Raw genomic sequence first — 23928 nt, forward strand, 5'->3', positions numbered from 1 at the left:
GAAAAGCCGGATAGTGAAAAATAGCGATGATAAACAGTGAAACCCGATATCGTTCCGACCGTCGCCATAAGAAGGCGAAACCGCCCCATCCGGCCGATTTTTTGCGAGTGTTCACAGAAAGGTGAATCATGCCATGAAAGCTATTATCAAAACCGCTGACGGTATCACAGTTGGCGGAACCCTTAACGATCGGGTATAAGTAAAACAACGAGTTAACGCCCCCGTCATAAAGAGGTGGAGAATGTTAGAACAAGTATGCCAGCTTGCACGGAACGCGGGCGATGCCATTATGCAGGTTTATGATGGAGCCAAACCGATGGAGTACGCCCGCAAGCAGGACGATTCTCCAGTCACTGCGGCGGATATCGCCGCACATACCGTGATTCTCGAAGGGTTACGCACGCTCACGCCGGATATTCCGGTGCTTTCAGAAGAAGATCCGCCCGCCTGGGAAGTGCGCCAGCACTGGCAGCGTTACTGGCTGGTCGATCCGCTCGACGGCACCAAAGAGTTCATCAAGCGCAATGGCGAATTCACGGTCAATATCGCGCTGATTGAGCAGGGCAAGCCGGTGTTGGGCGTTGTCTATGCGCCGGTGCTGAAAGTGATGTACTACGCGGCGGAAGGTAAGGCCTGGAAAGAGGAGTGCGGGGTACGTAAGCAGATTCAGATCCGGGATGCCCGCCCGCCGCTGGTGGTGATTAGCCGTTCGCATACGGATGATGAACTCACCGAATATCTCCAACAGCTTGGCGAACATCAGACCACCTCTATTGGTTCCTCGCTGAAATTCTGCCTTGTGGCGGAAGGCCAGGCGCAGCTTTACCCCAGATTTGGGCCGACCAGCGTCTGGGACACTGCCGCAGGTCATGCCATTGCTGTTGCAGCCGGGGCGCACGTTCACGACTGGCAGGGAAAAACGCTGGACTATACCCCTCGTGAATCGTTCCTTAACCCCGGCTTCCGGGTGACTATTTACTGAGGAGCTTATGCAGCAGGTCGACCACCTGCTGTACCTCTTGCTGGGTTAACGCGCCATCTTTCACCCATTGAACCCGACCGTCTTTGTCAAGCACGATGACGGCGGACCCCTCTTCTTTTAATTGCCAGGCGTTACGCGCCACGCCATTGCTGTCGACAATAAATTGCGACCACGGGTAGAGCTTTTTATTACTTTCTATACTGCTACGCACGAACATACCGGAGCCGGGGATCGCATCATCGGTGTTCACAATTGTGGTCGTCTGGTATCTGTCATACGGGAGCTTGGCTGATTTAATCGCTTCAATCAGCGTGGCGTTTTTTTCCTTCGCTGACGTTCGACCCGCAATATGCAGCAGGACGCGCACTTTTCCCGCCAGCTGCGCGCTATTCCAGTTTTTATAACTAAAATCATCTTTATTCAACGTCAGTTCGCCACGATCGGCAATGCCTACCGGCGGCACCCGTTGGTTATCTTCAAGGTTATGCGCACAAGCCATTATGGGGAGTAGCAGACACGACATCGCCAGAATTTTACGTAGGGTCATGGTCATTCCTTCTTTATTTTTTGCAGGTGATCCGACCACTTTGGGCCGATAGTTAATCATATGTGCGATTGATGCTTTTTCCCGCAAAGGGGATGCCAGTTTGCGGGCGGGCGCACACTTCCTGTGAAAAATGAAGGCATATACTGAGAAAAATGAGCTGATGTTTAGATAATTCTGAATAACTGTAATCAAAAGGTAAATATACTTATGCACACTGGAAACGACGTAGATATGGTCTATAGTCATATGGCATTAAAATTTGCGCCTTAAAACTGTTGGGCCGATTGTGGCACCGCAAGGGCGTAATACTCTGCAGGAGACAACAATGAAAATTTTCCAACGCTACAACCCGCTACAGGTGGCGAAGTACGTGAAGATCCTGTTCCGTGGACGGTTATATATCAAGGATGTTGGCGCTTTTGAGTTCGATAAGGGTAAGATTCTTATCCCAAAAGTGAGAGACAAGCAGCACTTGTCTGTGATGTCTGAAGTTAACCGTCAGGTTATGCGTCTGCAAACTGAGATGGCGTAACCAAAAGTGCTATGCAGTAGGTTAAAAAAGTAAAAAAAAAACGGCTCCTGAATCAGGAGCCGTTGATGTTTCTGGCAAACGTATTTCAGGCCGCGCTGTCTTCTTTACCTTGCGCATCGGGCAGTTTCGGCGCCGGTACGTTGCTTTTATTGTCGAGACGCGTCACCAGCAACTGATCGATACGGTAGTTGTCGATATCCACCACTTCAAATTTGTAGCCGGAAAACTTCACCGAATCAGTACGTTTTGGGATCTTGCGCAGCATAAACATCATAAAGCCGCCAATGGTTTCATAGTTGCCGGATTGCGGAAACTCATCGATATCCAGCACGCGCATGACGTCGTCAATCGGCGTGCCGCCGTCAACCAGCCAGGAATTTTCATCGCGCGCCACAATTTGCTCTTCCAGTCCCTGGCCGACCAGGTCACCCATTAGCGTGGTCATCACATCGTTCAGCGTAATGATACCGACGACCAGAGCGTATTCATTCATAATGACCGCGAAATCTTCGCCCGCCGTTTTGAAACTTTCCAGCGCCTCAGAAAGGGTCAGCGTATCCGGCACAATCAAGGTATTGCGAATTTGCACGCCGCTATTCAGCGCCATACTTTGGTTCGCCAGCACGCGATTCAGCAGATCTTTGGAGTCTACATAGCCGATGATGTGGTCGATATCTTCATTACACACCAAAAATTTTGAGTGCGGATGTTCGGCGACCTTTTTCTTCAGGCTTTGTTCGTCTTCGTGCAGATCAAACCAGATGATACTTTCGCGCGACGTCATAGAAGACGGTACGGTGCGGGATTCAAGTTCAAACACATTTTCAATCAGTTCGTGCTCTTGCTTGCGCAAGACGCCCGCCAGCGCGCCGGCTTCTACCACTGCGTAAATATCATCAGAAGTAATGTCGTCTTTCCGCACCATTGGAATTTTGAACAGGCGGAAGATGTTGTTTGCCATGCCGTTAAACAGCCACACCAGCGGGCGAAAAACGAACAGGCAGAAGCGCATCGGGTTGATGATACGCAAAGCCACAGCTTCTGGCGCAATCATACCGATGCGTTTCGGGGTTAAATCCGCGAACAGGATAAACAGCCCCGTTACCAGCGAGAAAGAGAGAATAAAGCTCAGCTGCTCGGAGAGTTCTGGCGACATATAGTGCGAGAAAAGGGCGGAAAAGGCGGGCGAAAATGCCGCATCGCCGACGATACCGCCAAGAATAGCGACGGCGTTCAGGCCAATTTGCACAACGGTGAAAAACATGCCGGGATTTTCCTGCATTTTCAATACGCGTTGTGCGTTGATACTGCCTTCATCAGCTAATAACTTAAGTTTAATCTTACGTGATGCGGCAAGCGAGATCTCGGAGATGGAGAAGAACGCACTTACAGCGATCAGGCAGAATATAATGAATATACTGTTTAACATATCTTATCCGGCGAAACGCCAGATCCTCGGAAGGGAAGTTTATAAATCCGTGTGGTAACGTTTAATGAAAACCGGCTCGTAGCAGTGAGCCGATAAGTTCAGGGCTAGTATAGCGTAAGCTACTGTAAAGTCGCCAGAGGGTTCATTTTCAACTCCGACAAGTTCCCCCTACGCCAGCGTCGTCACGCGTCAGGCGGCAGGCAAACGCCGATCCCGCCAATCCCGCAGTAACCGTATGGATTTTTGTGCAGATACTGTTGGTGTTCATCTTCGGCGTAGTAAAACGGCGTCGCATGGGCGATTTCCGTGGTAATAGGGCGATGGTCTCCGGCGGCGGCCATTGCCGCCTGAAAGCGCTCGCGACTGGCGTGAGCGGCGGCATTCTGTTCCGGCGTTAAGGGATAAATCGCAGAACGGTATTGCGTACCGTGATCGTTACCCTGTTGCATCCCCTGCGTCGGATCGTGATTTTCCCAGAAGGTCTGTAAAAGCTGCTCATAACGGATAACGGCAGGATCGTACACTATCCGTACCGCTTCGGCATGACCGGTCTGCCCGGAGCAGACTTCCCGGTAGGTTGGATTAGGCGTGTAACCGCCCGCATACCCTGCCGCGGTGCTATATACGCCGGGCAATTGCCAGAATAAACGTTCTACGCCCCAGAAACAGCCCATAGCGAAGTAGGCGATCTCCATCCCGGCAGGGACATTGGTCATAGAGTGTTCATTTACCGCATGCAGAGTGGCGATCGGCATCGGGGTGTTGCGTCCTGGTAACGCATCTGCTTGAGTAACCAGATGTTTTTTATCAAATAAACTCATGAGCTATTCTCCCGAAAGCGTTAATTGGCGTTAAGGTTGTAACGAGACGCATCTTTGCACACAATAACAACATTAATGTATCTGGATTTAACCATAAGAAATATTTGGGCAGTCGTCTGCTTTTCAATCGAAATTGTTGATTTTATGTTAAGCCGCGGAGCGGTAGTGTGATTTTTCCAGGGGTGGGAATAGGGGATATTCAGGAGAAAATGTGCCACATATCCGTCAGTTATGTTGGGTTAGCTTACTGTGCCTGAGCAGTTCTGCGGTAGCCGCAAATGTTCGTCTGAAAGTCGAAGGGCTATCCGGAGAGCTGGAAAAAAACGTTCGCGCACAGCTCTCTACGATTCAGAGCGATGAGGTGACGCCGGATCGGCGCTTTCGCGCCCGAGTTGATGATGCGATTCGCGAAGGGCTTAAAGCGTTAGGCTATTACGAACCCACTATCAAATTCGACTTGCTTCCACCGCCTGCGAAAGGACGGCAGGTATTAATCGCCAGGGTTACGCCCGGCCAGCCGGTGTTGATTGGCGGTACAGAAGTCATTTTACGCGGCGGCGCGCGTACGGACAAAGATTATCTGGCCTTACTGAAAACGCGTCCGGCAATCGGCACGGTGCTGAATCAGGGAGACTATGACAATTTTAAAAAGTCGTTAACCAGCGTGTCGCTACGTAAAGGCTATTTCGACAGCGAATTCGTTAAAAGTCAGTTGGGAATTGCTCTGGGTCGTCATCAGGCGTTTTGGGATATTGATTATGATAGCGGTGAGCGCTATCGCTTCGGACCTGTCACCTTCGAAGGTTCGCAGATTCGTGATGAATATTTACAAAATCTGTTGCCGTTTAAAGAGGGTGATGAGTACGAATCGAAAGATTTGGCGGAACTAAACCGCCGACTTTCCGCTACCGGATGGTTTAATTCTGTCGTGGTGGCGCCGGAATTTGAGAAATCGCGTAAAACAAAAATTCTGCCGTTAAAAGGCGTGGTATCGCCGCGAACCGAAAATACGATTGAAACCGGGGTGGGGTACTCCACCGACGTCGGGCCGCGCGTGAAAGCGTCGTGGAAAAAACCGTGGATGAACTCCTACGGTCATAGCCTGACCACCAGCACCAGTATTTCTGCGCCGGAACAGGTGCTGGATTTTAGTTATAAAATGCCGCTGCTGAAAAACCCGCTGGAGCAATACTATCTGGTCCAGGGCGGTTTTAAACGTACCGATTTGAATGATACGGAGCAGGACTCGACCACGCTTGCCGTGTCGCGTTACTGGGACCTTTCCAGCGGTTGGCAGCGGGCGATTAACCTGCGCTGGAGTTTCGACCACTTTACCCAGGGGAACGTCACCAACACCACCATGCTGTTCTACCCGGGCGTGATGATCAGCCGAACCCGCTCGCGAGGGGGGCTGATGCCAACCTGGGGCGATTCGCAGCGCTACTCGGTAGACTATTCGAATACGGCCTGGGGCTCCGACGTGGATTTCTCCGTGCTGCAGGCGCAAAACGTCTGGATTCGGACTTTGTACGATCGCCACCGTTTTGTGATGCGCGCCAATTTGGGCTGGATAGAAACCGGTGATTTCGACAAAGTTCCGCCGGATTTACGTTTCTTCGCCGGGGGCGACCGCAGTATTCGCGGCTATAAATACAAATCTATTTCGCCTAAAGACAGCGACGGCAATCTTAAAGGCGCCTCAAAACTGGCAACCGGATCGCTGGAGTACCAGTATAACGTCACCGGCAAATGGTGGGGGGCGGTGTTTGTCGATAGCGGCGAGGCGGTGAGTGATATTCGCCGTAGCGATTTCAAAACCGGGACCGGGGTCGGCGTGCGCTGGGCGTCGCCGGTTGGGCCTGTCAAACTCGATTTTGCCGTACCGGTTGGCGACAAAGACGAACACGGTTTACAGTTTTATATCGGTCTGGGGCCTGAATTATGAGTTTATGGAAGAAAATAAGCCTCGGCGTGTTGATTTTCATTGTGGTGTTACTGGCGAGCGTTGCGTTTCTGGTCGGGACGACGACGGGGCTGCATCTGGTATTCAGTGCGGCGAACCGCTGGGTGCCGGGGCTGGAGATTGGGCAGGTCTCCGGCGGCTGGCGGGACTTATCGTTAAAAAATATCCGCTATGAGCAGCCGGGCGTTGCGGTGAATGCGGGCGAAATTCATCTGGCCGTCGGGCTTGATTGCCTGTGGCGCAGTAGCCTGTGCGTCAATGATCTGGCGCTAAAAGACATTAATGTCGCTATCGACAGCAAAAAAATGCCGCCTTCCGAACCGGCGCAAGAAGAGGAAGAAAGCGGACCGCTGAACCTCTCCACGCCCTGGCCCATCACGCTGTCGCGCGTGGCGTTGAATAACATCAATATCAAGATTGATGACACTACCGTTTCGGTGCTGGATTTTACCTCCGGGCTGGCATGGCAGGAGAAAAACCTGACGCTGAAACCGACGCGGCTTCAGGGATTGCTGATCGCGCTGCCGAAGGTCGCTGACGTGGCGCAGGAAGAGGTGGTTGAACCCAAAATCGAGAAACCTCAACCGGATGAAAAGCCGCTTGGCGAAACGCTAAAAGATCTGTTTGCAAAACCAGTAATGCCGGAGATGACCGATGTTCACCTGCCGCTCAATCTGAATATCGAGTCATTTCGCGGCGAGCAGCTACGCATCACCGGCGATACCGATCTGACGGTGCGCACGATGCTGCTTAAAGTCAGCAGTATCGACGGTAATATGAAGCTGGATACTCTGGATATCGACGCCAACCAGGGCACGGTGAAAGCCTCCGGTACGGCGCAGCTCGCCAATAACTGGCCGGTTGATATTACGCTCAACAGTACGCTGAATATCGATCCGCTAAAGGGTGAAAAGATAAAACTCAAGGTCGGCGGCGCGTTACGCGAACAACTGGAGGTCGGGGTGAACCTTTCCGGGCCGATGGATGTCGCGCTTCGCGCCCAGACGCGGCTGGCGGAGGCCGGTTTACCGCTCAATCTTGAAGTCGTCAGCCAACGCATTGCCTGGCCATTGACGGGTGATACCCAGTTTCAGGCTGACGATCTGAAGCTCAAACTGAGCGGTAAGATGACCGACTATACGTTGTCGATGCGAACCGCCGTGAAAGGACAAGATATTCCGCCGGCGACCATCACGCTGGATGCCAAAGGGAATGAGCGGCAGATTAATCTCGATAAACTCACCGTCGCCGCTCTGGAGGGAAAAACCGAACTGAAAGCGCTGGTGGACTGGCAGCAGGCGATTAGCTGGCGCGGCGAACTGACGCTGAATGGCATCAATACCGCTAAAGAGATCCCGGACTGGCCCGCGAAGCTTAACGGCGTCATGAAAACCAAAGGCAGCCTCTACGGCGGCACCTGGCAGATGGATGTCCCGGAGCTCAAGCTGACCGGCAATGTGAAGCAGAACAGCGTTAACGTCAACGGGACGCTAAAGGGCAACAGCTACATGCAGTGGACGATCCCGGGGCTGCACCTTGCGCTGGGCCCAAACAGCGCCGATATAAAAGGCGAGCTTGGCGTTAAGGAGCTGAATCTTGACGCCGCCATCGATGCGCCAGGGCTGGATAATGCGCTGCCAGGACTGGGCGGCATGGCAAAAGGAATCGTTAAAGTCCGCGGTACGGTAGAAGCGCCGCAGCTGTTGGCGGATATCACCGCCCGCGGCTTGCGCTGGCAGGAGCTGTCTGTCGCCCAGGCGCGCATTGAGGGCGATATTAAATCCACCGATCAGATAGCGGGCCATCTCAACGTTCGCGTAGAGCGGATTTCGCAGCCCGACGTTAACATCAATCTGGTGACGCTTGACGCCAAAGGCAGCGAGAAGCAGCATCAGCTACAGCTCCGTGTTCAGGGAGAACCGGTATCCGGTCAACTCTCCCTGACAGGCAGTTTTGATCGCGAGGCGGCGCGCTGGAAAGGGACGTTAAGCGACACCCGTTTCCAGACGCCAGTGGGGCCATGGTCGTTGACCCGCGCGATTGCGCTGGACTACCGTAATAAAGAACAGAAAATCAGTATCGGGCCGCATTGTTGGCTGAACCCGAACGCCGAGCTGTGCGTACCGCAAACCATTGATGCGGGTGCCGCAGGACGGGCGGTGGTCAATCTCAACCGCTTTGATCTGGCGATGCTGAAGCCATTTATGCCTGATACCACTCAGGCCAGCGGGATCTTTAGCGGGAAAGCGGACGTGTCGTGGGACACCACCCAGGAGGGATTGCCGCAGGGGAAGGTCACGCTTTCCGGTCGTAATGTGAAGGTCACGCAGACCGTCAATGACGCGCCGTTACCGGTCGCGTTTGAGACGCTGAACCTCAGCGCCGATCTGCACAATAATCGCGCCGAGCTGGGATGGCTGATTCGCCTGACGAACAATGGTCAATTCGATGGCCAGGTGCAGGTAACCGATCCTCAGGGGCGGCGCAATCTCGGCGGTAACGTCAACATGCGCAATGTCAATCTGGCGATGATCAACCCTGTCTTTTCGCGCGGAGAAAAAGCGGCGGGAATGTTAAACGCCAGGCTACGTCTGGGCGGCGATGTACAAAGCCCGCAGTTGTTTGGTCAGTTGCAGCTTAGCGCGCTGGATATTGACGGTAATTTTATGCCGTTTGAGATGCAGCCGAGCCAGCTCACCATGAACTTTAGCGGGACGCGTTCGACGCTCGCCGGTATCGTGCGAACACAACAAGGGCAAATTAACCTGAACGGCAACGCCGACTGGAGTCAGATTGACAACTGGCGCGCGCGGGTGACGGCGAAAGGCAGCCGGGTGCGGATTACCGTTCCGCCGATGGTGCGCCTGGATGTCTCGCCGGATGTGGTCTTTGACGCGACGCCTTCGCTGTTCACGTTGGATGGACGTGTGGACGTTCCGTGGGCGCGAATTGTGGTGCACGACCTGCCGGAGAGCGCGGTCGGCGTCTCCAGCGATGTGGTTATGCTCAACAATGACCTGCAACCAGAAACGCCGCAGACAGCGTCTATTCCCATCAACAGTAATCTGACGGTACATGTCGGCAACAACGTGCGCATCGACGCCTTCGGGCTTAAAGCGCGTTTGACCGGCGATTTGAAAGTCGCGCAGGATAAGCAGGGGCTGGGGCTGAATGGTCAAATCAATATTCCTGACGGCCGATTCCGCGCCTACGGCCAGGACCTGCTTGTCCGTAAAGGCGAGCTGCTGTTCTCCGGCCCGCCGGATCAGCCGCTGCTCAATATCGAAGCGATCCGTAACCCTGACGCCACCGAAGACGATGTCATTGCGGGCGTGCGTGTCACAGGCACTGCTGATGAACCCAAAGCGGAAATCTTCTCCGATCCGGCGATGCCGCAGGCTGAAGCGCTTTCTTATCTGCTGCGTGGGCAGGGGTTGGACAGCAATCAGAGTGATAGCGCAGCAATGACTTCCATGCTTATTGGCCTGGGGGTTGCGCAAAGTGGTCAGGTTGTGGGTAAAATCGGAGAGACATTCGGTGTAAGTAATCTGGCGCTGGACACGCAAGGGGTGGGCGATTCGTCTCAGGTTGTGGTCAGCGGCTATGTACTGCCGGGTCTACAGGTGAAGTATGGTGTAGGGATATTTGACTCTCTGGCGACGCTCACGTTACGTTATCGCCTGATGCCTAAGCTATATCTGGAAGCAGTGTCTGGCGTAGATCAGGCACTTGATTTGCTCTATCAGTTTGAGTTTTAGCAATGCGAATATTTGTCTATGGCAGTTTACGACAGAAACAAGGCAACAGTCACTGGATGACCAATGCCCAATTGCTTGGCGATTACCGTATCGATAACTACCAGTTGTATAGTCTGGGCCACTATCCAGGCGCAGTTCCGGGAAACGGAGCGGTATACGGTGAAGTTTATCGAATTGATAACGCCACGCTGGCCGAACTTGATGCTTTGCGCACCAGGGGCGGTGAATACGCACGCCAGTTAATCCAGACGCCTTACGGCAGCGCATGGATGTATGTATATCAACGTCCTGTTGATGGGTTAACTCTGATTGAAAGCGGTGACTGGTTAGACAGAAACCAGCCCTGAACTGAACACGCCACCCTCGGGTGGCGTTGTTTTTTACATTCTGGCTGATGGCGTTAACGCCGGGCATGGTGAGCTCTTATTCTGCCGTAAATCAATAATGACGCGCCGCCCAGGATAACAATGCATCCGAGAACCATAAATCCCTGCATATAGCTGCCGGTTGTCCGGTAAAAATAGCCGACCATTAGGCCTGCCAGCGTACCGCCGCCGCCGGCGCCGATGCCATTAATAATACCGGAGGCTGGGCCAATCGCATGGGGTTTAACGTTCGACTGGATAATCGACCAGATATTGGGGGTAAAGCTGGCGGCATAATAGCCCATCGCCAGGGTAATGAGCGTGATTTTAAAGCCTGGCGCATCGACAAATGGCAGGAGAAATAACATCACGCCGGGGATTAGTAGGCCCAGTGAAGCAATAAGTACACGTTTTTGTGTCTTATCACTGATCCATGAGATAGGGATTGCCAGTATAACCGCAGTCAGATAAGGCAGAGAACTGACCAATGCTTTACTGAATCCGGTATAGCCGAGAGAATTGACAACCATGGGGATCCATAACGTAATTCCCCAGAACAACATCCCTTGAGTAATGTAGGTAAAAATAAGAAGTAGGAAGGGGGTTCCGCCCAGCGATTCCAGGGTAAGTTTAGTTTTCTCTGTTGGCGCCGGCGCACGATAATAAGGCGCTTCTTCCTGTTTTTTTAGCATTGTTATATAAAGTGGAACTACAACAACAATGCCGATCACACCAGTGATAATAAAAACATTTCGCCAACCGAAGGCAGCATCCAGCGGGGACAAAATCATAAATCCCAGGCCTAATGCCAGGAACTGTCCATAATACTGGATAATACTGTTCGCCTGCGTCCGTTCTTTGTCTGAAAACCAGTCGCTGGCGAAGCGGGACTGCTGCGGCCAATAAATGCCTTCGGTAATGCCAAGCACCAGCCGACAAATCAAAATAACGTACACTGACGAGGTAAATCCGACAAAAACGGTCGCAATCGACCAGATTAGCACCATCAGAATGACTATTTTTTTCGGATCGTATCGCTGGGTAAATACGCCGCCAAAAATATTTGAAAAGGCATAGCCAATAAGAAATATGGTTAATACAATGCTGGCCGTTGCGCCATCAATATTCAGGTCGTGTGTAATCGTAGGTAACGTAACGGAAAGATTAGAACGGTCAAGATAAGCAACAAAAAGGCCGAACATTAATGTCGCGCCGATCCGTAGCCATTTTTGCATTGAGGTCATTTTTCAACTCCGTTTGGCCGCGCGCCAAAATCAATTTGACGAAATAATATCTCACCGGATTTTATGGTCATTTGTGGTACCAGCACATGCGTCCCCGTGAGCGTTTCACCATGAATATCGGCAAATTCAACATGCCTGTTTTTTAATTTAAAGATGGCGATATCGGCAAATGCCCCAGGGGCCAGCGTACCAATTTCTGCTGCCATGCCCAATAAAACTGCTGGGGTATGGGTACAGGCGTTAATGACATCGGTAAGCGCGACGCCGAGTGCTAAGTATTTCGATAAAATCCATGGTAAGGCGTAAACAGGCCAGGCGAGTTTAGTGATGGTTGAGAGATCGCTACTGATGATATCCGGAAGAAAGCCATTGGCGATGGCCCGGCGTGCCGTGTTCATTGAAAAATGGCTGCGACCATTGGCGGCATCAAATATAACGCCTCTTTCCCTTGCCTGACGGACTTCGGCTAAGACAGCGCCTTCATCAGTAAGAATGGTGCTACCTTTGCCGTGAAACGCATGAGCGATAATATCGCCGCGGCGTAGCAAGGAGACAAGTTCTTTCATGGGAACGATGGGATGAGTCGAGTGTATTGCCACGGGGCACCTTAAATCGTTGGCAATACGAAGGGATTCAGTCAGCGGTTTTAAGCCATATTCAGCAATGTCCTCAGTCTGAACCTTGAGTTTTAATCCCTGAAGAACGTTGCGATACTGGCGAAACAGCGCGTGGATCTTATTTTCATCAATATTGTCAGGATCATAATTTTCTTGTGACCAGGTTTGGCCCGGCGGCGACACGGTCAGAAACGCTTTGATTCGAACTTTGCTGGCGCAAATCACCGTTCGGTAGAAGGCATCAAAGTTTGCCGTACCGGCAGAACCTGCATCCACGACGGTGGTGACGCCATTCGGCGGCATGTACATATCAGGCCTGACGCCGCCTTCCGTCGCGTCATAAAAAACATGCGCGTGATAATCGATAAGACCGGGAGTGACGATCATGCCGTCGGCATGGATAATCCGGGTCTCCGAAGTTACAGGATATTTATCGGCATCAACGATAATATCGTTAATGATGCGTAACTTGTTAATCTCATTAATATTACGAGCGGGATCGATGATATGTCCACCGGTAATTAATATATCATTTTTCATCATAATCTCTTAAAGTAGTAAATAATTATGGCAGCCCTTAAAAATATATTAAAAAGTGTGTTTTGAGCGGATGTTATGTTGGATTAAAAATACGGTTATTGGTAGGGAGAGCTTAGGATACCTTATTAAAAAGGTAATCGGGCCTATGCACTAAATAAGAATTTAGCGCTTGCTAATATTTAGGGCGTAAGTCCAGAGGAGTCTGCGGGCATTCACAAAAAAATTATTATCTTAAGCTTTTTAGAGAAACCGTGAGCGTATTCAACCCTTTTTAATAAAAAATAAGGTAGAGTATTATTCATTCCGTGAATGTTAAACTAATAATGATAAAAATTGTGTTCTATTCATTAGCCAATAAAAAGGCCCTCATTACTATGAGAGCCTTTATCTTGACGCTTATGTAAAAGCGAACTTATTTCTTCGCTGCGCGCTCGAAGGAGGCAACGATTTCCGCTTTAGCCGCTTCGGCGTTGTCCCAACCGTCAACTTTCACCCATTTGCCTTTTTCGAGATCTTTATAATGCTCGAAGAAATGAGTGATCTGCGCTTTCAGCAGTTCCGGCAGATCGTTCACATCTTTAATGTGATCGTACTCTTTGCTCAGTTTGGTGTGCGGTACGGCAACCAGTTTCGCATCTTCACCGGATTCGTCGGTCATTTTCAGTACGCCAACCGGACGGCAACGGATGACGGCGCCTGGCTGCAGCGGGTACGGCGTCGGGACCAGAACGTCTACCGGGTCGCCGTCCAGAGACAGGGTATGGTTGATGTAACCGTAGTTGCACGGATAGAACATCGCGGTGGACATGAAGCGGTCAACGAACAGCGCGCCGCTCTCTTTGTCAACTTCGTATTTGATCGGATCTGCGTTAGCCGGGATCTCGATAACGACGTAGATATCTTCCGGCAGTTCTTTACCCGCCGGGACGTTGAGTAAGCTCATGTCTGTTTCCTTTGAATTTATGACAAACAAGTGGCGAGTATTATAGCCAACTCACGCCGAAAGTCTTCGCTTGTTTTCGTTTCCGCCTCATCTGGCGCGTCGTTGCGGAGCATAAACGACAAAGGTTAAGAACCGGAAAAATCACGGGCCTGATAAGGCAACGCCGCCATCGGACATGTTATTGCCCAATGGCGGCTTCATGCGTTATTCCGCATGGTGGTAAAGATTACGCGTCCGGGTATTCGCGGATAAAGCGTTCCACATCGTCAACCATATGGCGGTTGCCGACGAAGAACGAGCGGCGCTGGTGCAGGCTTTCCGGAATGATATCCAGAATACGTTCTTTACCATCGCTTGCTTTGCCGCCGGCCTGTTCCGCGAGAAACGCCATCGGGTTGCACTCATACAGCAGACGCAGTTTTCCCTGCGGATGGCTGGCGGTGCTGGGGTAGAGATAGATGCCGCCTTTCAGCAGGTTGCGGTGGAAATCGGCCACCAGAGAGCCAATGTAACGTGAGGTATAAGGGCGACTTGTTGAACTATCCTCTTCCTGGCAGAATTTGATGTACTTCTTCACGCCATTCGGGAATTTAATGTAGTTGCCTTCGTTAATGGAGTAGGTTTTACCCTTTTCCGGGAAACGCATACGTTCCTGGCACAGACAGAACACACCTAACGACGGATCGTAGGTGAAAGCGTGTACGCCGCAGCCGGTGGTGTAAACCAGCATGGTGGACGAGCCATACACGACATATCCCGCAGCGACCTGTTTGTTGCCTGGTTGCAGGAAATCTTCTTCGGTGACCGGCGTGCCGACGGGCGTCACGCGGCGATAAATCGAGAAAATCGTACCGACAGAGACGTTAACGTCGATGTTAGAAGAGCCATCCAGAGGGTCCATCAGCACCACATATTTCGCGTGTTCGCAGCCTTCAAAGACGACAATTTCGTCCTCTTCTTCCGATGCGATGCCCGCTACAATATCGCGCGCTTTTAGTGCAGCTTTCAGTTTCTCGTTCGCGAACAGATCGAGTTTCTGCTGAACCTCGCCCTGTACGTTCTCAGCACCGCTGGCACCCAGGATATCGACCAGACCGGCCTTGTTGATATCGCGGTGGATGATCTTGGCGCCCAATTTTATTGCCGACAGCAAAGCAGTGAGCTCACCGGTAGCCTGAGAGAACTCGTGCTGCTTTTCGACAATAAATTCACCTAACGTTTTCATAACACTTTCCCTGCAATTGATTGGAGTAAAGCGACCGTAACAATCTTAACAAACATTTCAGATGATGCGCTCAGGTGAATCGCGCCAGCAAAGTACAGATTTACCTGAAATGCGTTTCTCACTTGCCAGACATGTGCGTAAAATGGCTCGCAGATAAAAAAAGGATAGTGACGTATGCGCATTCATATTTTGGGAATTTGTGGCACTTTCATGGGGGGGCTGGCGATGCTGGCTCGCTCGCTTGGTCATGAAGTAACGGGTTCGGACGCCAATGTGTATCCGCCGATGAGTACCTTACTTGAGAAGCAAGGCATTGATCTGATCCAGGGGTATGACGCCAGCCAGCTCGATCCGCAGCCGGATCTGGTGATTATCGGCAATGCGATGACGCGCGGGAATCCGTGCGTGGAAGCGGTGCTGGAAAAAAACATTCCCTTTATGTCTGGTCCACAGTGGCTGCACGACTTTGTGTTGCGCGACCGCTGGGTACTGGCGGTCGCCGGTACCCACGGCAAAACCACGACCGCAGGCATGGCGACCTGGATACTGGAAGCGTGCGGGTACAAACCGGGCTTCGTGATTGGCGGCGTACCGGGCAACTTTGAGGTTTCCGCGCGCCTGGGCGAGAGCCCATTTTTTGTTATCGAAGCGGATGAGTACGACTGCGCGTTCTTTGATAAACGTTCTAAATTTGTGCATTACTGCCCGCGGACGTTGATCCTCAACAACCTTGAGTTTGATCATGCCGACATCTTCGACGATCTGAAAGCGATCCAGAAGCAGTTCCACCATCTGGTGCGCATCGTGCCGGGGCAGGGGCGCATCATCTGGCCGGAAAACGACATCAACCTGAAACAGACCATGGCGCTGGGCTGCTGGAGCGAGCAGGAGCTGGTGGGCGAGCAGGGACACTGGCAGGCGAAGAAGCTGACTACGGATGCTTCCGAGTGGGAAGTGTGGCTGGACGGCGAAAAAGTCGGCGATGTGAAATGGGGCCTGGTCGGCGAACATAACATGCACAACGGTCTGATGGCGATTGCCGCCGCGCGCCACGTGGGCGTCGCGCCCGCAGAAGCGGCCAGCGCGCTGGGGTCATTTATTAACGCCCGCCGCCGTCTGGAGCTACGCGGTGAAGCGAACGGCGTGACGGTGTATGACGATTTTGCTCACCATCCGACGGCAATTCTGGCCACGCTGGCGGCGCTGCGCGGTAAAGTGGGCGGCACCGCGCGCATTATCGCAGTGCTGGAGCCGCGCTCTAACACGATGAAGATGGGGTTATGCAAGGATGACCTGGCGCCGTCGTTAGGGCGTGCGGATGAAGTGTTCCTGCTGCAGCCGCCGCATATTCCGTGGCAAGTGGCGGAAGTCGCCGAAGCCTGCGTACAGCCTGCTCATTGGAGTGGCGATGTCGATACGCTGGCGGAAATGGTGGTGAAAACCGCACAGCCTGGCGATCACATCCTGGTGATGAGCAACGGCGGTTTCGGCGGCATCCATCAGAAATTGCTGGATGGGCTGGCGAAAAAAGCTCAGAACGTAACAGCGTATTAAATGACTATGCGGTCAGCCAGCCTTGTGGCTGGCTGTTTTATATGGGGCATCTTGCCATCGAAAGCGCATTCCGCTCGCCGGGAGACGTTAAAGCAATACTGAAAAATCATTTGCCGCTCAGTATTGAAAAAGAGTAGACGCATATCCTTAAAGTAATCAGTGTAATACACTAAGAGTGTTCCGCCGGTTGCCGTATGCGGGACGAAAAGAGCCAGTTCGCAATAACAGATGAAGGTTTCGTGATTTATAAACGTCATCTTCTGCCTTTCAACGTTTGCGATGCCGCCTGGCTGCGGGCATCGTCCAGTCATAACAATGCTGATCCTGTCGCATTTATGCGGTCAGATTCAGATTGCTCAGAACCCAGCCCGCCAGCAAATTCTGTACTGAAGGTAACCACAGCGCAATTTGAATGTTGTTAACTGTATGTTCAGTTCATTTGTGCTAATATGGTTATTTACGAAATTTTCGTTCTATTAGAGTATCATGCATGTCTAAACATCAAACTCAACTTTCCTTACTGCAGGATGATATCCGCAGTCGCTATGACAGCCTTAGCAAACGTCTTAAACAAGTTGCTCAGTATATTCTGGATAACAGTAATAGCGTTGCTTTTGACACGGTAGCTTCCATCGCGCAACATGCCGATGTTCCCCCTTCGACACTGATTCGTTTTGCTAATGCGTTTGGTTTTAGCGGATTTAATGAAATGAAACAGGTATTTCGCCAGCACCTGATGGAGGAAACAGTAAGCTATACCGAGCGGGCGCGTCTGTTCAGACAGAAAAATGCGGATGAAGGGGAACCTACCCCGGAAAAGCCGGGTGAAATTCTGAAGCTATTTTCAATGGTGAATGCACAGGTATTACAACAATTACCGGTGCAGATTAAAAATGAGCAGTTGGATGCGGCGGTAAATCTGTTAGCGAAAGCCGACAATATTTATGTGATTGGATTACGTCGTTCGTTTAGCGTGGCCAGTTATTTAACCTACGCATTGCGTCATCTGGAGAGACGGGCATTTTTAATTGACGGTATTGGCGGAATGTTCTCTGAACAGCTAAGTATGGTCAGCCCCGACGATGTTGTTATTGCCATCAGCTATTCGCCTTACGCGCAGGAAGTGGTGGAATTAGTCGAGCTTGGCGCGAAACGCGGTGCGCACCATATTGCGATAACCGATAGCCAGGTTAGCCCGCTGGCAGCGTTCAGTGAAGTCTGTTTTGTGGTACGTGAAGCGCAGGTCGATGGTTTCCGTTCTCAGGTCGCGTCCATGTGTCTGGCGCAAACGTTAGCGGTTTCACTGGCGCTGGCGACGGAGTAAAAAAACAAGCCGATGATCGTATTTAGCGATCATCGGCATTGTGGTGAAACTTAATCAGAATAACGTTCGGTTTGAATTGGCTGCAGTTTTTTTCTGCGTTTTGCTAACACTACGCTCTCCATTTTCTCCAGCGAAATGCCTTTTGTTTCCGGCAGGTAACGGCAGATAAAGAAGTAACTGAAGATGCAGCAGATGGCGAATATCCACATTGGAAATGCGCCGTGGAAATGCGAAAGTAAATACGGGTTTTCATTAATCATCGGGAAGAATTGCGAAACTAAAAAGTTTGCCATCCACATAAATCCGACCGAAATACTCATTCCCTGCGACCTCATCCGGTTAGGGAATATTTCAGAAATAAGCACCCATGCGCCCACGCCCCAGGAAAGCGCGTAGAAAATCATAAAGAACAGCATACCGAATAGCGCGAAATAACCGGTTGCCTGGCTGTACAGCGCCCATGAGGTGAGCAACAAGCCGATGATGCTGCCGATAGTGCCTTTACGCATCAGCGACAAACGCCCCATCTTATCCATAATCATTGCGCCAATAATGGAACCGATAAGCTGAATCACGCCGATCCAGATTGTCTGGAACAGAGCCTCCTGGGCGCTACCGGTCACATCCTTCAGGACGATTGGCGCGTAATACATCATGACGTTAACCCCTGTTACCTGTTGCAGCATAGCGATCATGCAGCCCAGAATCAGGATGAAACGCACGTTCCCGTCGCGGTAATTGAGTTTTTGATGGGCGTTTAGTTGGTCGTTTTGCAGTGAGGTTTTTATATCGGCAAGAAGATGTCTGGCATGTTCTTCGTTGGATATTTTGGTCAGTATTTTTAGCGTCTCCTCCTCGCGACCAATCATCATCATCCAGCGGGGAGATTCCGGGATTAAAAAGACTAAAATACAGAACAAAATGCAGGGAATAATACCCGCAGCAAACATATAGCGCCAGCCAAGTTCAATGAGCCAGGTATCCGCTGCAATCGATGCTATTTTGTAGTTAACGTAGAAGATCAGAATCTGACCGAAAACGATAGCGAACTGCTGCATACTTAATGCTCTGCCGCGCATGTTTTTCGGTGAGACTTCAGACATATACATCGGTGATACTGTTGCCGCCAGGCCGACTGCCAGTCCACCGATAATGCGATAAATCACAAAATGGGTGAACGTGTAGGAGAGGGAGGTGCCCACTGCGGAAATAGTGAATAACAGCGCTGAAACCATCAATGATTTCTTGCGTCCAAAACGTTTGGATAAATATCCAGCGCTAAACGAACCAATAACGCACCCCACCACAACGCAGGAAACCGCCCAGCCGGTCTCAGCAGGAGATAGATGAAAGTAGCTGGTCAGTGAACCAATCGCACCTGAAATAACAGCAGTATCGTAGCCAAATAATATTCCGCCCAGTGCGGCAATCGCGCAGATGCGTAATATGTAACCCGTATTATAACAACTATCTGATGTGGACATAGGTAGATTATCTCCAGAATAAACTTCATCTATCTGTTTGAATTTAGTGAACAAATAGACAAATTCATCTTATGTCGGTCATTGCCGTAGCTCTGCCGACGATCTTATAGCTATTGAGAACTCTCGTTTCACAACCTATGTTTTAATTTCAAAACGATCAATAATGAAACTTATGTTTTGTTATGGGTATCACATTTCGAATTTCATAATCCTGGCGTTTTTTATCGTTAAGATGCTGCGTTTTGCGCAGTGCTCTCCTCTATCTTGCTGAAGTTACTTGATTTTATTGCTTTCGCGACAATGCCTGAACTCAATTTGTCAGGGGCCGTACTTTTTGTTCTTTCCTGGAATATCTCCATTTCGTGATCTTTTGCATGGAATTTTTCTTCTAATGAATGCAAAAATAAAATGAAAAATTTCATTGGTGTGTTGTTTCCTCAACAGGCAAGGGAGGGATTATGTCTCAGAGAAGTAAGTACAATTCGGCCTATGTGTACGTCCTGTGTTGTATTGCGGCGCTGGCTGGATTGATGTTTGGTTATTCAACGGCGGTGATTACCGGGGTGGTATTGCCTTTACAGCAGTATTACCAACTGACGCCAACCGAGACCGGATGGGCCGTTTCCAGTATCGTGATTGGTTGTATCATCGGCGCGCTGGTCGGTGGAAAAATTGCCGATAAACTGGGGCGTAAACCTGCGCTTCTGATCATTGCGATCATTTTTATCGCTTCTTCCTTAGGGGCGGCGATGAGTGAATCGTTCATGATCTTCTCCCTTTCCCGCATTGTGTGTGGTTTTGCGGTTGGGATGGCCGGAACGGCATCCACCATGTATATGTCTGAACTGGCGCCTGCTGAAATTCGCGGCAAAGCGCTGGGCATTTACAATATCTCCGTGGTATCTGGCCAGGTTATCGTGTTTATAGTCAACTATCTGATAGCAAAAGGAATGCCTGCTGATGTGCTGGTTTCCCAGGGCTGGAAGACTATGCTTTTTGCCCAAGTGGTACCCTCCATTGCGATGTTAGCGATTACGCTTTTCCTACCCGAATCACCGGCATGGTGCGCCCGTAACAACCGCAGCGAAGCTCGTTCGATAAAGGTGCTTACCCGGATCTACAGTGGATTAACGGCCACAGATGTGGCCGCTATTTTTGACAGCATGAAAGAAACCGTACGTCCACAGGACAACGTCGCCGGGGGAGAACGCACCAACCTGAAAAGCTCGCCGGTGCTCCGCTATATTCTGTTGGTTGGATGCTGTATCGCCGTTTTGCAACAGTTCACAGGCGTTAACGTAATGAACTATTATGCGCCGCTGGTGTTGCAGAACAGCAGTACCGAAGTGGTTATGTTCCAGACCATTTTTATCGCGGTATGTAATGTGGTGGGCAGTTTTATCGGCATGATCCTGTTCGACCGCTATGGCCGTATACCGATTATGAAAATTGGTACCATCGGCTCAATTGTCGGCCTGTTGATCGCGTCATACGGTTTGTACACCCACGATACAGGCTACATTACCATCTTTGGCATCCTGTTTTTTATGCTGCTGTTTGCCGTCAGCTGGAGCGTTGGCGCATGGGTACTGATTTCTGAGGTTTTCCCTGAAAAGATAAAAGGTTTTGGGATGGGGCTGGCGGTGAGCCTGATGTGGATAGCCAACTTCCTCATCTCACTGTTGTTCCCGGTCATAAATGATAACGCCTGGCTGCAGGAGACCTTCGGCGGCGCTTTCTCGATGTGGATTTTTGTCGTCTTTAATTTGGTCTGCTATGTCTTTATTTCTCGTTATGTGCCGGAAACAAAAGGGGTGCCGCTAACAGAAATTGAACGGCTGGCCGAGAACAAGCTGCGTGAAATTCAGGGGAAACGTCGCGATGTAATAGCCTGATACCTCTCCAATATTAGCGGAGAATATCCAGAGATATTCTCCGCTGGTTACACAACCTTTACTCCCTCCAGCGAGTGCGCACAGGATATACCCTGTTGAAACCTCCCCAGTGTTTACCACCTCTACGTAACTAATTGATCCATAATAATATCGGCAAATAGGGTAAGTCTTCTTCTGCATCATTATTTTATTGCGTATTCCTGGTGGGGGCCGTGCCGTAAATACGCTATATACAAAACAGGGAAATAATTTAAGAGAAGGCGGATAGCGATCTTATGAGCGTGTGTGGCGCAGAGTTGAATAAAAAAAGCCAGCCGCAGAGGACGGCTGGCAAAGTACCACTCAACGAAGTGTTATCGCGGGTAGTCTGGTGAGTTAATCCACGCGTGGTTCTCTTCCCAGGTGAAACGCCATTTTCGTAGCGGGCCGGCCATCACGTTCAGATAGTAGTTATCGTAACCCGCGATGGTGGCAACCGGGTGGTAGCCCTTAGGTACTTTCACTACATCCCGGTTATAGACCGCCATACATTCATCCAGGCTGCGATCGTCGGTGTAGACGCGCTGTAAGCAGAATCCCTGAGGTGGATTGAAACGGTGATAGTACGTCTCTTCCAGATAGGTCTCCTGGCCTTCAACTGCCGTATCGTGCTTGTGCGCGGGCCAGGAGCTGGTATCGCCTTCATTAGTGTACACTTCAACGACTAGCAGGCTGTCGGCGAGCTGGCTATCAGGAAGGATGTTATGCACCAGGCGCTGATTGCGCCCTTTTCCCCGATGCTCTACCCCGACCTCTTGTGGCGAGATCAGACGTACCGGAAGCTCTCCGAATCCCGGCGCGCTGCATACGGCCAGCTCAAGGTCGGTTTCGGCTGTCACTTTCGCCTCCGTATGATGGGGGAGGTAAACCGAATAAGCCGGAATGCGTTCAAACGGACTCATGCGCTGACCAATCCGATAGAAAAAACTGTCGGCGGCCTTAACGCTGGCCAGCCCGGCAACCAGCACCAGACAGCGTTCACGCTCATCGGACGGCAGGGTTATCGACTCTCCAGCCTTCAACTGCCAGACATCAAAACCGACATACTCCCAGCCTGCATTTTGAGGGGAAATGTGTTGGATATTTCCCGACTCAGAGGTACAGGTACTCAGCAAGTTGGCCATAATCTTCTCCTTCCTGAAAGCGTATTAACCGAGAGTCGGCATACTGAACTCCGATACGATCTGCTGTCCGTTCGGCCAACGCGAGGTAACGGTTTTCATCCGGGTATAGAAGCGCACGCCATCCGGCCCATGGACGTTCAGGGCGCCAAACACCGAGCGCTTCCAGCCGCCAAAAGAGTGAAATGCCATCGGAACCGGAACTGGAATATTAATACCGACCATCCCGGCTTCAACCGACTGGGCGAATTCGCGCGCATAGTGGCCGTTGGTGGTGAAAATCACGCTGCCGTTGCCGAATTCATGGGAGTTTACCGTGCTAATGGCGGTGGCATAATCCGGGACGCGCACAATTCCGAGAACCGGGCCAAAAATTTCTTCACGCCAGATGGTCATCTCAGGCGTGACGTTATCAAACAGAGTGCCGCCGACATAAAAGCCTTCAGGATATCCCGCCACGCTATAGTTGCGGCCATCCATGACCAGAGTTGCTCCCTCGCTAACCCCTTTGTCGATGTAACCCAACACTTTCTGTTGGTGAGCACGTGAAACAACCGGGCCCATTTCATTTTCATCTTTGCCGCGCAGCTCTCCCGGGCCGATACGTAGCGCCGCAATCAGCGGTTTCAGGCGTTCGATCAGACGGTCCGCCGTTTCATCGCCCACCGCGACCACTACCGGCAGCGCCATACAGCGTTCGCCCGCGGAACCAAATGCTCCGCCCATAATGGCGTTGACGGTGGCGTCCAGGTCTGCATCCGGCATGACGATTGCGTGATTTTTGGCGGCCCCGAAGGCCTGTACGCGTTTGCCATGGGCGCTGGCGGTGGTATAGATATGTTCCGCGACGGCGGAGGAACCGACAAAGCTGACGGCCTGTACACGAGGGTCGCTGGTCAACAGGCTAGCCGCCTCATTGCCACAGTGAACAACGTTAAACACGCCGTCCGGCAGGCCAGCCTCCTGCAGAAGCTGCGCCATACGTAACGATGCGGACGGCACCAGTGCGGGCGGCTTCAGGACGAAGGTATTGCCGCAAGCCAGAGCAACCGGGAACATCCACATAGGCACCATTGCCGGGAAGTTAAACGGTGTGATGCCTGCCACAACCCCAAGCGGCTGCATTAATGAAAAGCTGTCAACGCCTGAGCCGACGTTAAAGGAGTACTCTCCTTTGCTGAGATGCGGGATCCCGCAGGCAAATTCGACAACCTCTATGCCGCGCGTCAGTTCGCCAAGCGCATCTGACCAGACTTTGCCATGCTCGCTGACGATCAGCGCCGCCAGTTCGTCCCGATGCTTTTCCAGTAATACTTTGAATTCAAAAAGGATACGTGCCCGGCGTAGCGGAGTCATTTTACTCCATGCCGGAAAAGCCTCATGTGCGCTTTGAATTGCCGCCAGCATCTCCTCTCGGGTGCTCTGGGTGACCTGACGAATTACTTTACCGGTGGCCGGATTAGTCACCGGTAGCGTCTCGCCGCTGCTGCTCAGTGTCGTTTTACCATGAATAAAATTGCCGACTGTTTCCATCTCTTTTTTATC

General features: G+C 51.3%; 19 protein-coding genes. 8 read left to right on the plus strand and 11 right to left on the minus strand.

The window, feature by feature from the left end; translation table 11 throughout:
* The first annotated feature begins 241 nt into the window (after positions 1 to 241).
* The gene (cysQ, locus tag NA197_RS14430) at positions 242 to 982 is read left to right on the plus strand and encodes a 3'(2'),5'-bisphosphate nucleotidase CysQ (RefSeq protein ID WP_064043017.1); all 741 of its coding nucleotides are present in this window, start codon (positions 242 to 244) and stop codon (positions 980 to 982) included.
* Here the strand turns inward: cysQ and NA197_RS14435 are convergent.
* The gene (locus tag NA197_RS14435; protein WP_064043018.1) at positions 972 to 1529 is read right to left on the minus strand and encodes a YtfJ family protein; all 558 of its coding nucleotides are present in this window, start codon (positions 1527 to 1529) and stop codon (positions 972 to 974) included. The two genes, cysQ and NA197_RS14435, sit on opposite strands and share 11 nt — an antisense overlap.
* A gap of 325 nt (positions 1530 to 1854) precedes the next feature.
* On the opposite strand from NA197_RS14435, the gene NA197_RS14440 reads away from it, so the two are divergent.
* Positions 1855 to 2061 (plus strand): DUF1107 domain-containing protein, encoded by a 207-nt coding sequence (locus NA197_RS14440; protein WP_000689229.1) that lies wholly within the window; start codon positions 1855 to 1857, stop codon positions 2059 to 2061.
* 85 nt (positions 2062 to 2146) lie between these two features.
* Here the strand turns inward: NA197_RS14440 and NA197_RS14445 are convergent, their stop codons facing one another.
* On the minus strand, positions 2147 to 3490 hold the full coding sequence (locus tag NA197_RS14445) for a hemolysin family protein (protein ID WP_000934974.1): 1344 nt from the start codon (positions 3488 to 3490) through the stop codon (positions 2147 to 2149).
* Between the two features lie 182 nt (positions 3491 to 3672).
* Positions 3673 to 4311, minus strand: coding sequence for a peptide-methionine (S)-S-oxide reductase MsrA (gene msrA / locus NA197_RS14450; RefSeq protein ID WP_000051466.1), 639 nt, complete (start codon positions 4309 to 4311; stop codon positions 3673 to 3675).
* Positions 4312 to 4522: 211 nt separating this feature from the next.
* On the opposite strand from msrA, the gene tamA reads away from it, so the two are divergent.
* The 3 genes from tamA to NA197_RS14465 are packed head-to-tail and all read left to right on the plus strand — an operon-like array spanning position 4523 to position 10379.
* A complete protein-coding gene (gene tamA, locus NA197_RS14455; RefSeq protein WP_001120237.1) occupies positions 4523 to 6256 on the plus strand; it encodes an autotransporter assembly complex protein TamA in 1734 nt (577 codons plus the stop codon).
* Positions 6253 to 10032 carry an autotransporter assembly complex protein TamB gene (tamB, locus tag NA197_RS14460; protein ID WP_064043019.1) on the plus strand — a complete coding sequence of 1260 codons (3780 nt, stop codon included), beginning with the start codon at positions 6253 to 6255 and terminating at the stop codon, positions 10030 to 10032. The genes tamA and tamB overlap by 4 nt, the downstream gene beginning before the upstream one ends.
* 2 nt (positions 10033 to 10034) lie before the next feature.
* Entirely contained in the window at positions 10035 to 10379 is a 345-nt protein-coding gene (locus NA197_RS14465) for a gamma-glutamylcyclotransferase family protein (RefSeq protein WP_001219167.1), read from the plus strand.
* Positions 10380 to 10432: 53 nt separating this feature from the next.
* Here the strand turns inward: NA197_RS14465 and NA197_RS14470 are convergent, their stop codons facing one another.
* From NA197_RS14470 to fbp, 4 genes are all read right to left on the minus strand, one after another.
* Positions 10433 to 11641, minus strand: coding sequence for an MFS transporter (locus NA197_RS14470; protein ID WP_000203131.1), 1209 nt, complete (start codon positions 11639 to 11641; stop codon positions 10433 to 10435).
* Positions 11638 to 12801, minus strand: coding sequence for a metallo-dependent hydrolase (locus NA197_RS14475; protein WP_064043020.1), 1164 nt, complete (start codon positions 12799 to 12801; stop codon positions 11638 to 11640). The genes NA197_RS14470 and NA197_RS14475 overlap by 4 nt, the downstream gene beginning before the upstream one ends.
* A 409-nt stretch (positions 12802 to 13210) precedes the next feature.
* Positions 13211 to 13741, minus strand: coding sequence for an inorganic diphosphatase (gene ppa / locus NA197_RS14480; RefSeq protein WP_000055079.1), 531 nt, complete (start codon positions 13739 to 13741; stop codon positions 13211 to 13213).
* A 226-nt stretch (positions 13742 to 13967) separates the two neighbouring features.
* Positions 13968 to 14966, minus strand: coding sequence for a class 1 fructose-bisphosphatase (gene fbp / locus NA197_RS14485; protein ID WP_000853764.1), 999 nt, complete (start codon positions 14964 to 14966; stop codon positions 13968 to 13970).
* Between the two features lie 174 nt (positions 14967 to 15140).
* On the opposite strand from fbp, the gene mpl reads away from it, so the two are divergent.
* Together mpl and iolR are read left to right on the plus strand one after the other, a co-directional pair.
* Entirely contained in the window at positions 15141 to 16520 is a 1380-nt protein-coding gene (gene mpl / locus NA197_RS14490) for a UDP-N-acetylmuramate:L-alanyl-gamma-D-glutamyl-meso-diaminopimelate ligase (RefSeq protein WP_001219833.1), read from the plus strand.
* 490 nt (positions 16521 to 17010) lie between these two features.
* Positions 17011 to 17844 (plus strand): myo-inositol utilization transcriptional regulator IolR, encoded by an 834-nt coding sequence (gene iolR, locus NA197_RS14495; protein WP_000033840.1) that lies wholly within the window; start codon positions 17011 to 17013, stop codon positions 17842 to 17844.
* 50 nt (positions 17845 to 17894) lie between these two features.
* Here the strand turns inward: iolR and iolT1 are convergent, their stop codons facing one another.
* Both iolT1 and NA197_RS14505 read right to left on the minus strand, forming a co-directional pair.
* Positions 17895 to 19328 carry a myo-inositol import MFS transporter IolT1 gene (gene iolT1, locus NA197_RS14500; protein ID WP_000107709.1) on the minus strand — a complete coding sequence of 478 codons (1434 nt, stop codon included), beginning with the start codon at positions 19326 to 19328 and terminating at the stop codon, positions 17895 to 17897.
* 227 nt (positions 19329 to 19555) lie between these two features.
* A complete protein-coding gene (locus tag NA197_RS14505; protein ID WP_017465835.1) occupies positions 19556 to 19750 on the minus strand; it encodes a hypothetical protein in 195 nt (64 codons plus the stop codon).
* 36 nt (positions 19751 to 19786) lie between these two features.
* Here NA197_RS14505 and iolT2 point away from each other — a divergent pair, with 36 nt between their 5' ends.
* Entirely contained in the window at positions 19787 to 21223 is a 1437-nt protein-coding gene (gene iolT2, locus NA197_RS14510; RefSeq protein WP_000083108.1) for a myo-inositol import MFS transporter IolT2, read from the plus strand.
* A gap of 353 nt (positions 21224 to 21576) precedes the next feature.
* Here the strand turns inward: iolT2 and iolB are convergent, their stop codons facing one another.
* Positions 21577 to 22386: a 5-deoxy-glucuronate isomerase gene (gene iolB / locus NA197_RS14515; protein ID WP_000002010.1), complete on the minus strand. Its 810-nt coding sequence runs from the start codon at positions 22384 to 22386 to the stop codon at positions 21577 to 21579.
* A gap of 24 nt (positions 22387 to 22410) precedes the next feature.
* Positions 22411 to 23916, minus strand: coding sequence for a malonate-semialdehyde dehydrogenase IolA (iolA, locus tag NA197_RS14520; protein ID WP_000450729.1), 1506 nt, complete (start codon positions 23914 to 23916; stop codon positions 22411 to 22413).
* Between the last annotated feature and the right edge of the window lie 12 nt (positions 23917 to 23928).

Origin of the sequence: Salmonella sp. NW884, from assembly GCF_051700745.1 — a bacterium.
Taxonomy (GTDB): domain Bacteria; phylum Pseudomonadota; class Gammaproteobacteria; order Enterobacterales; family Enterobacteriaceae; genus Salmonella; species Salmonella enterica.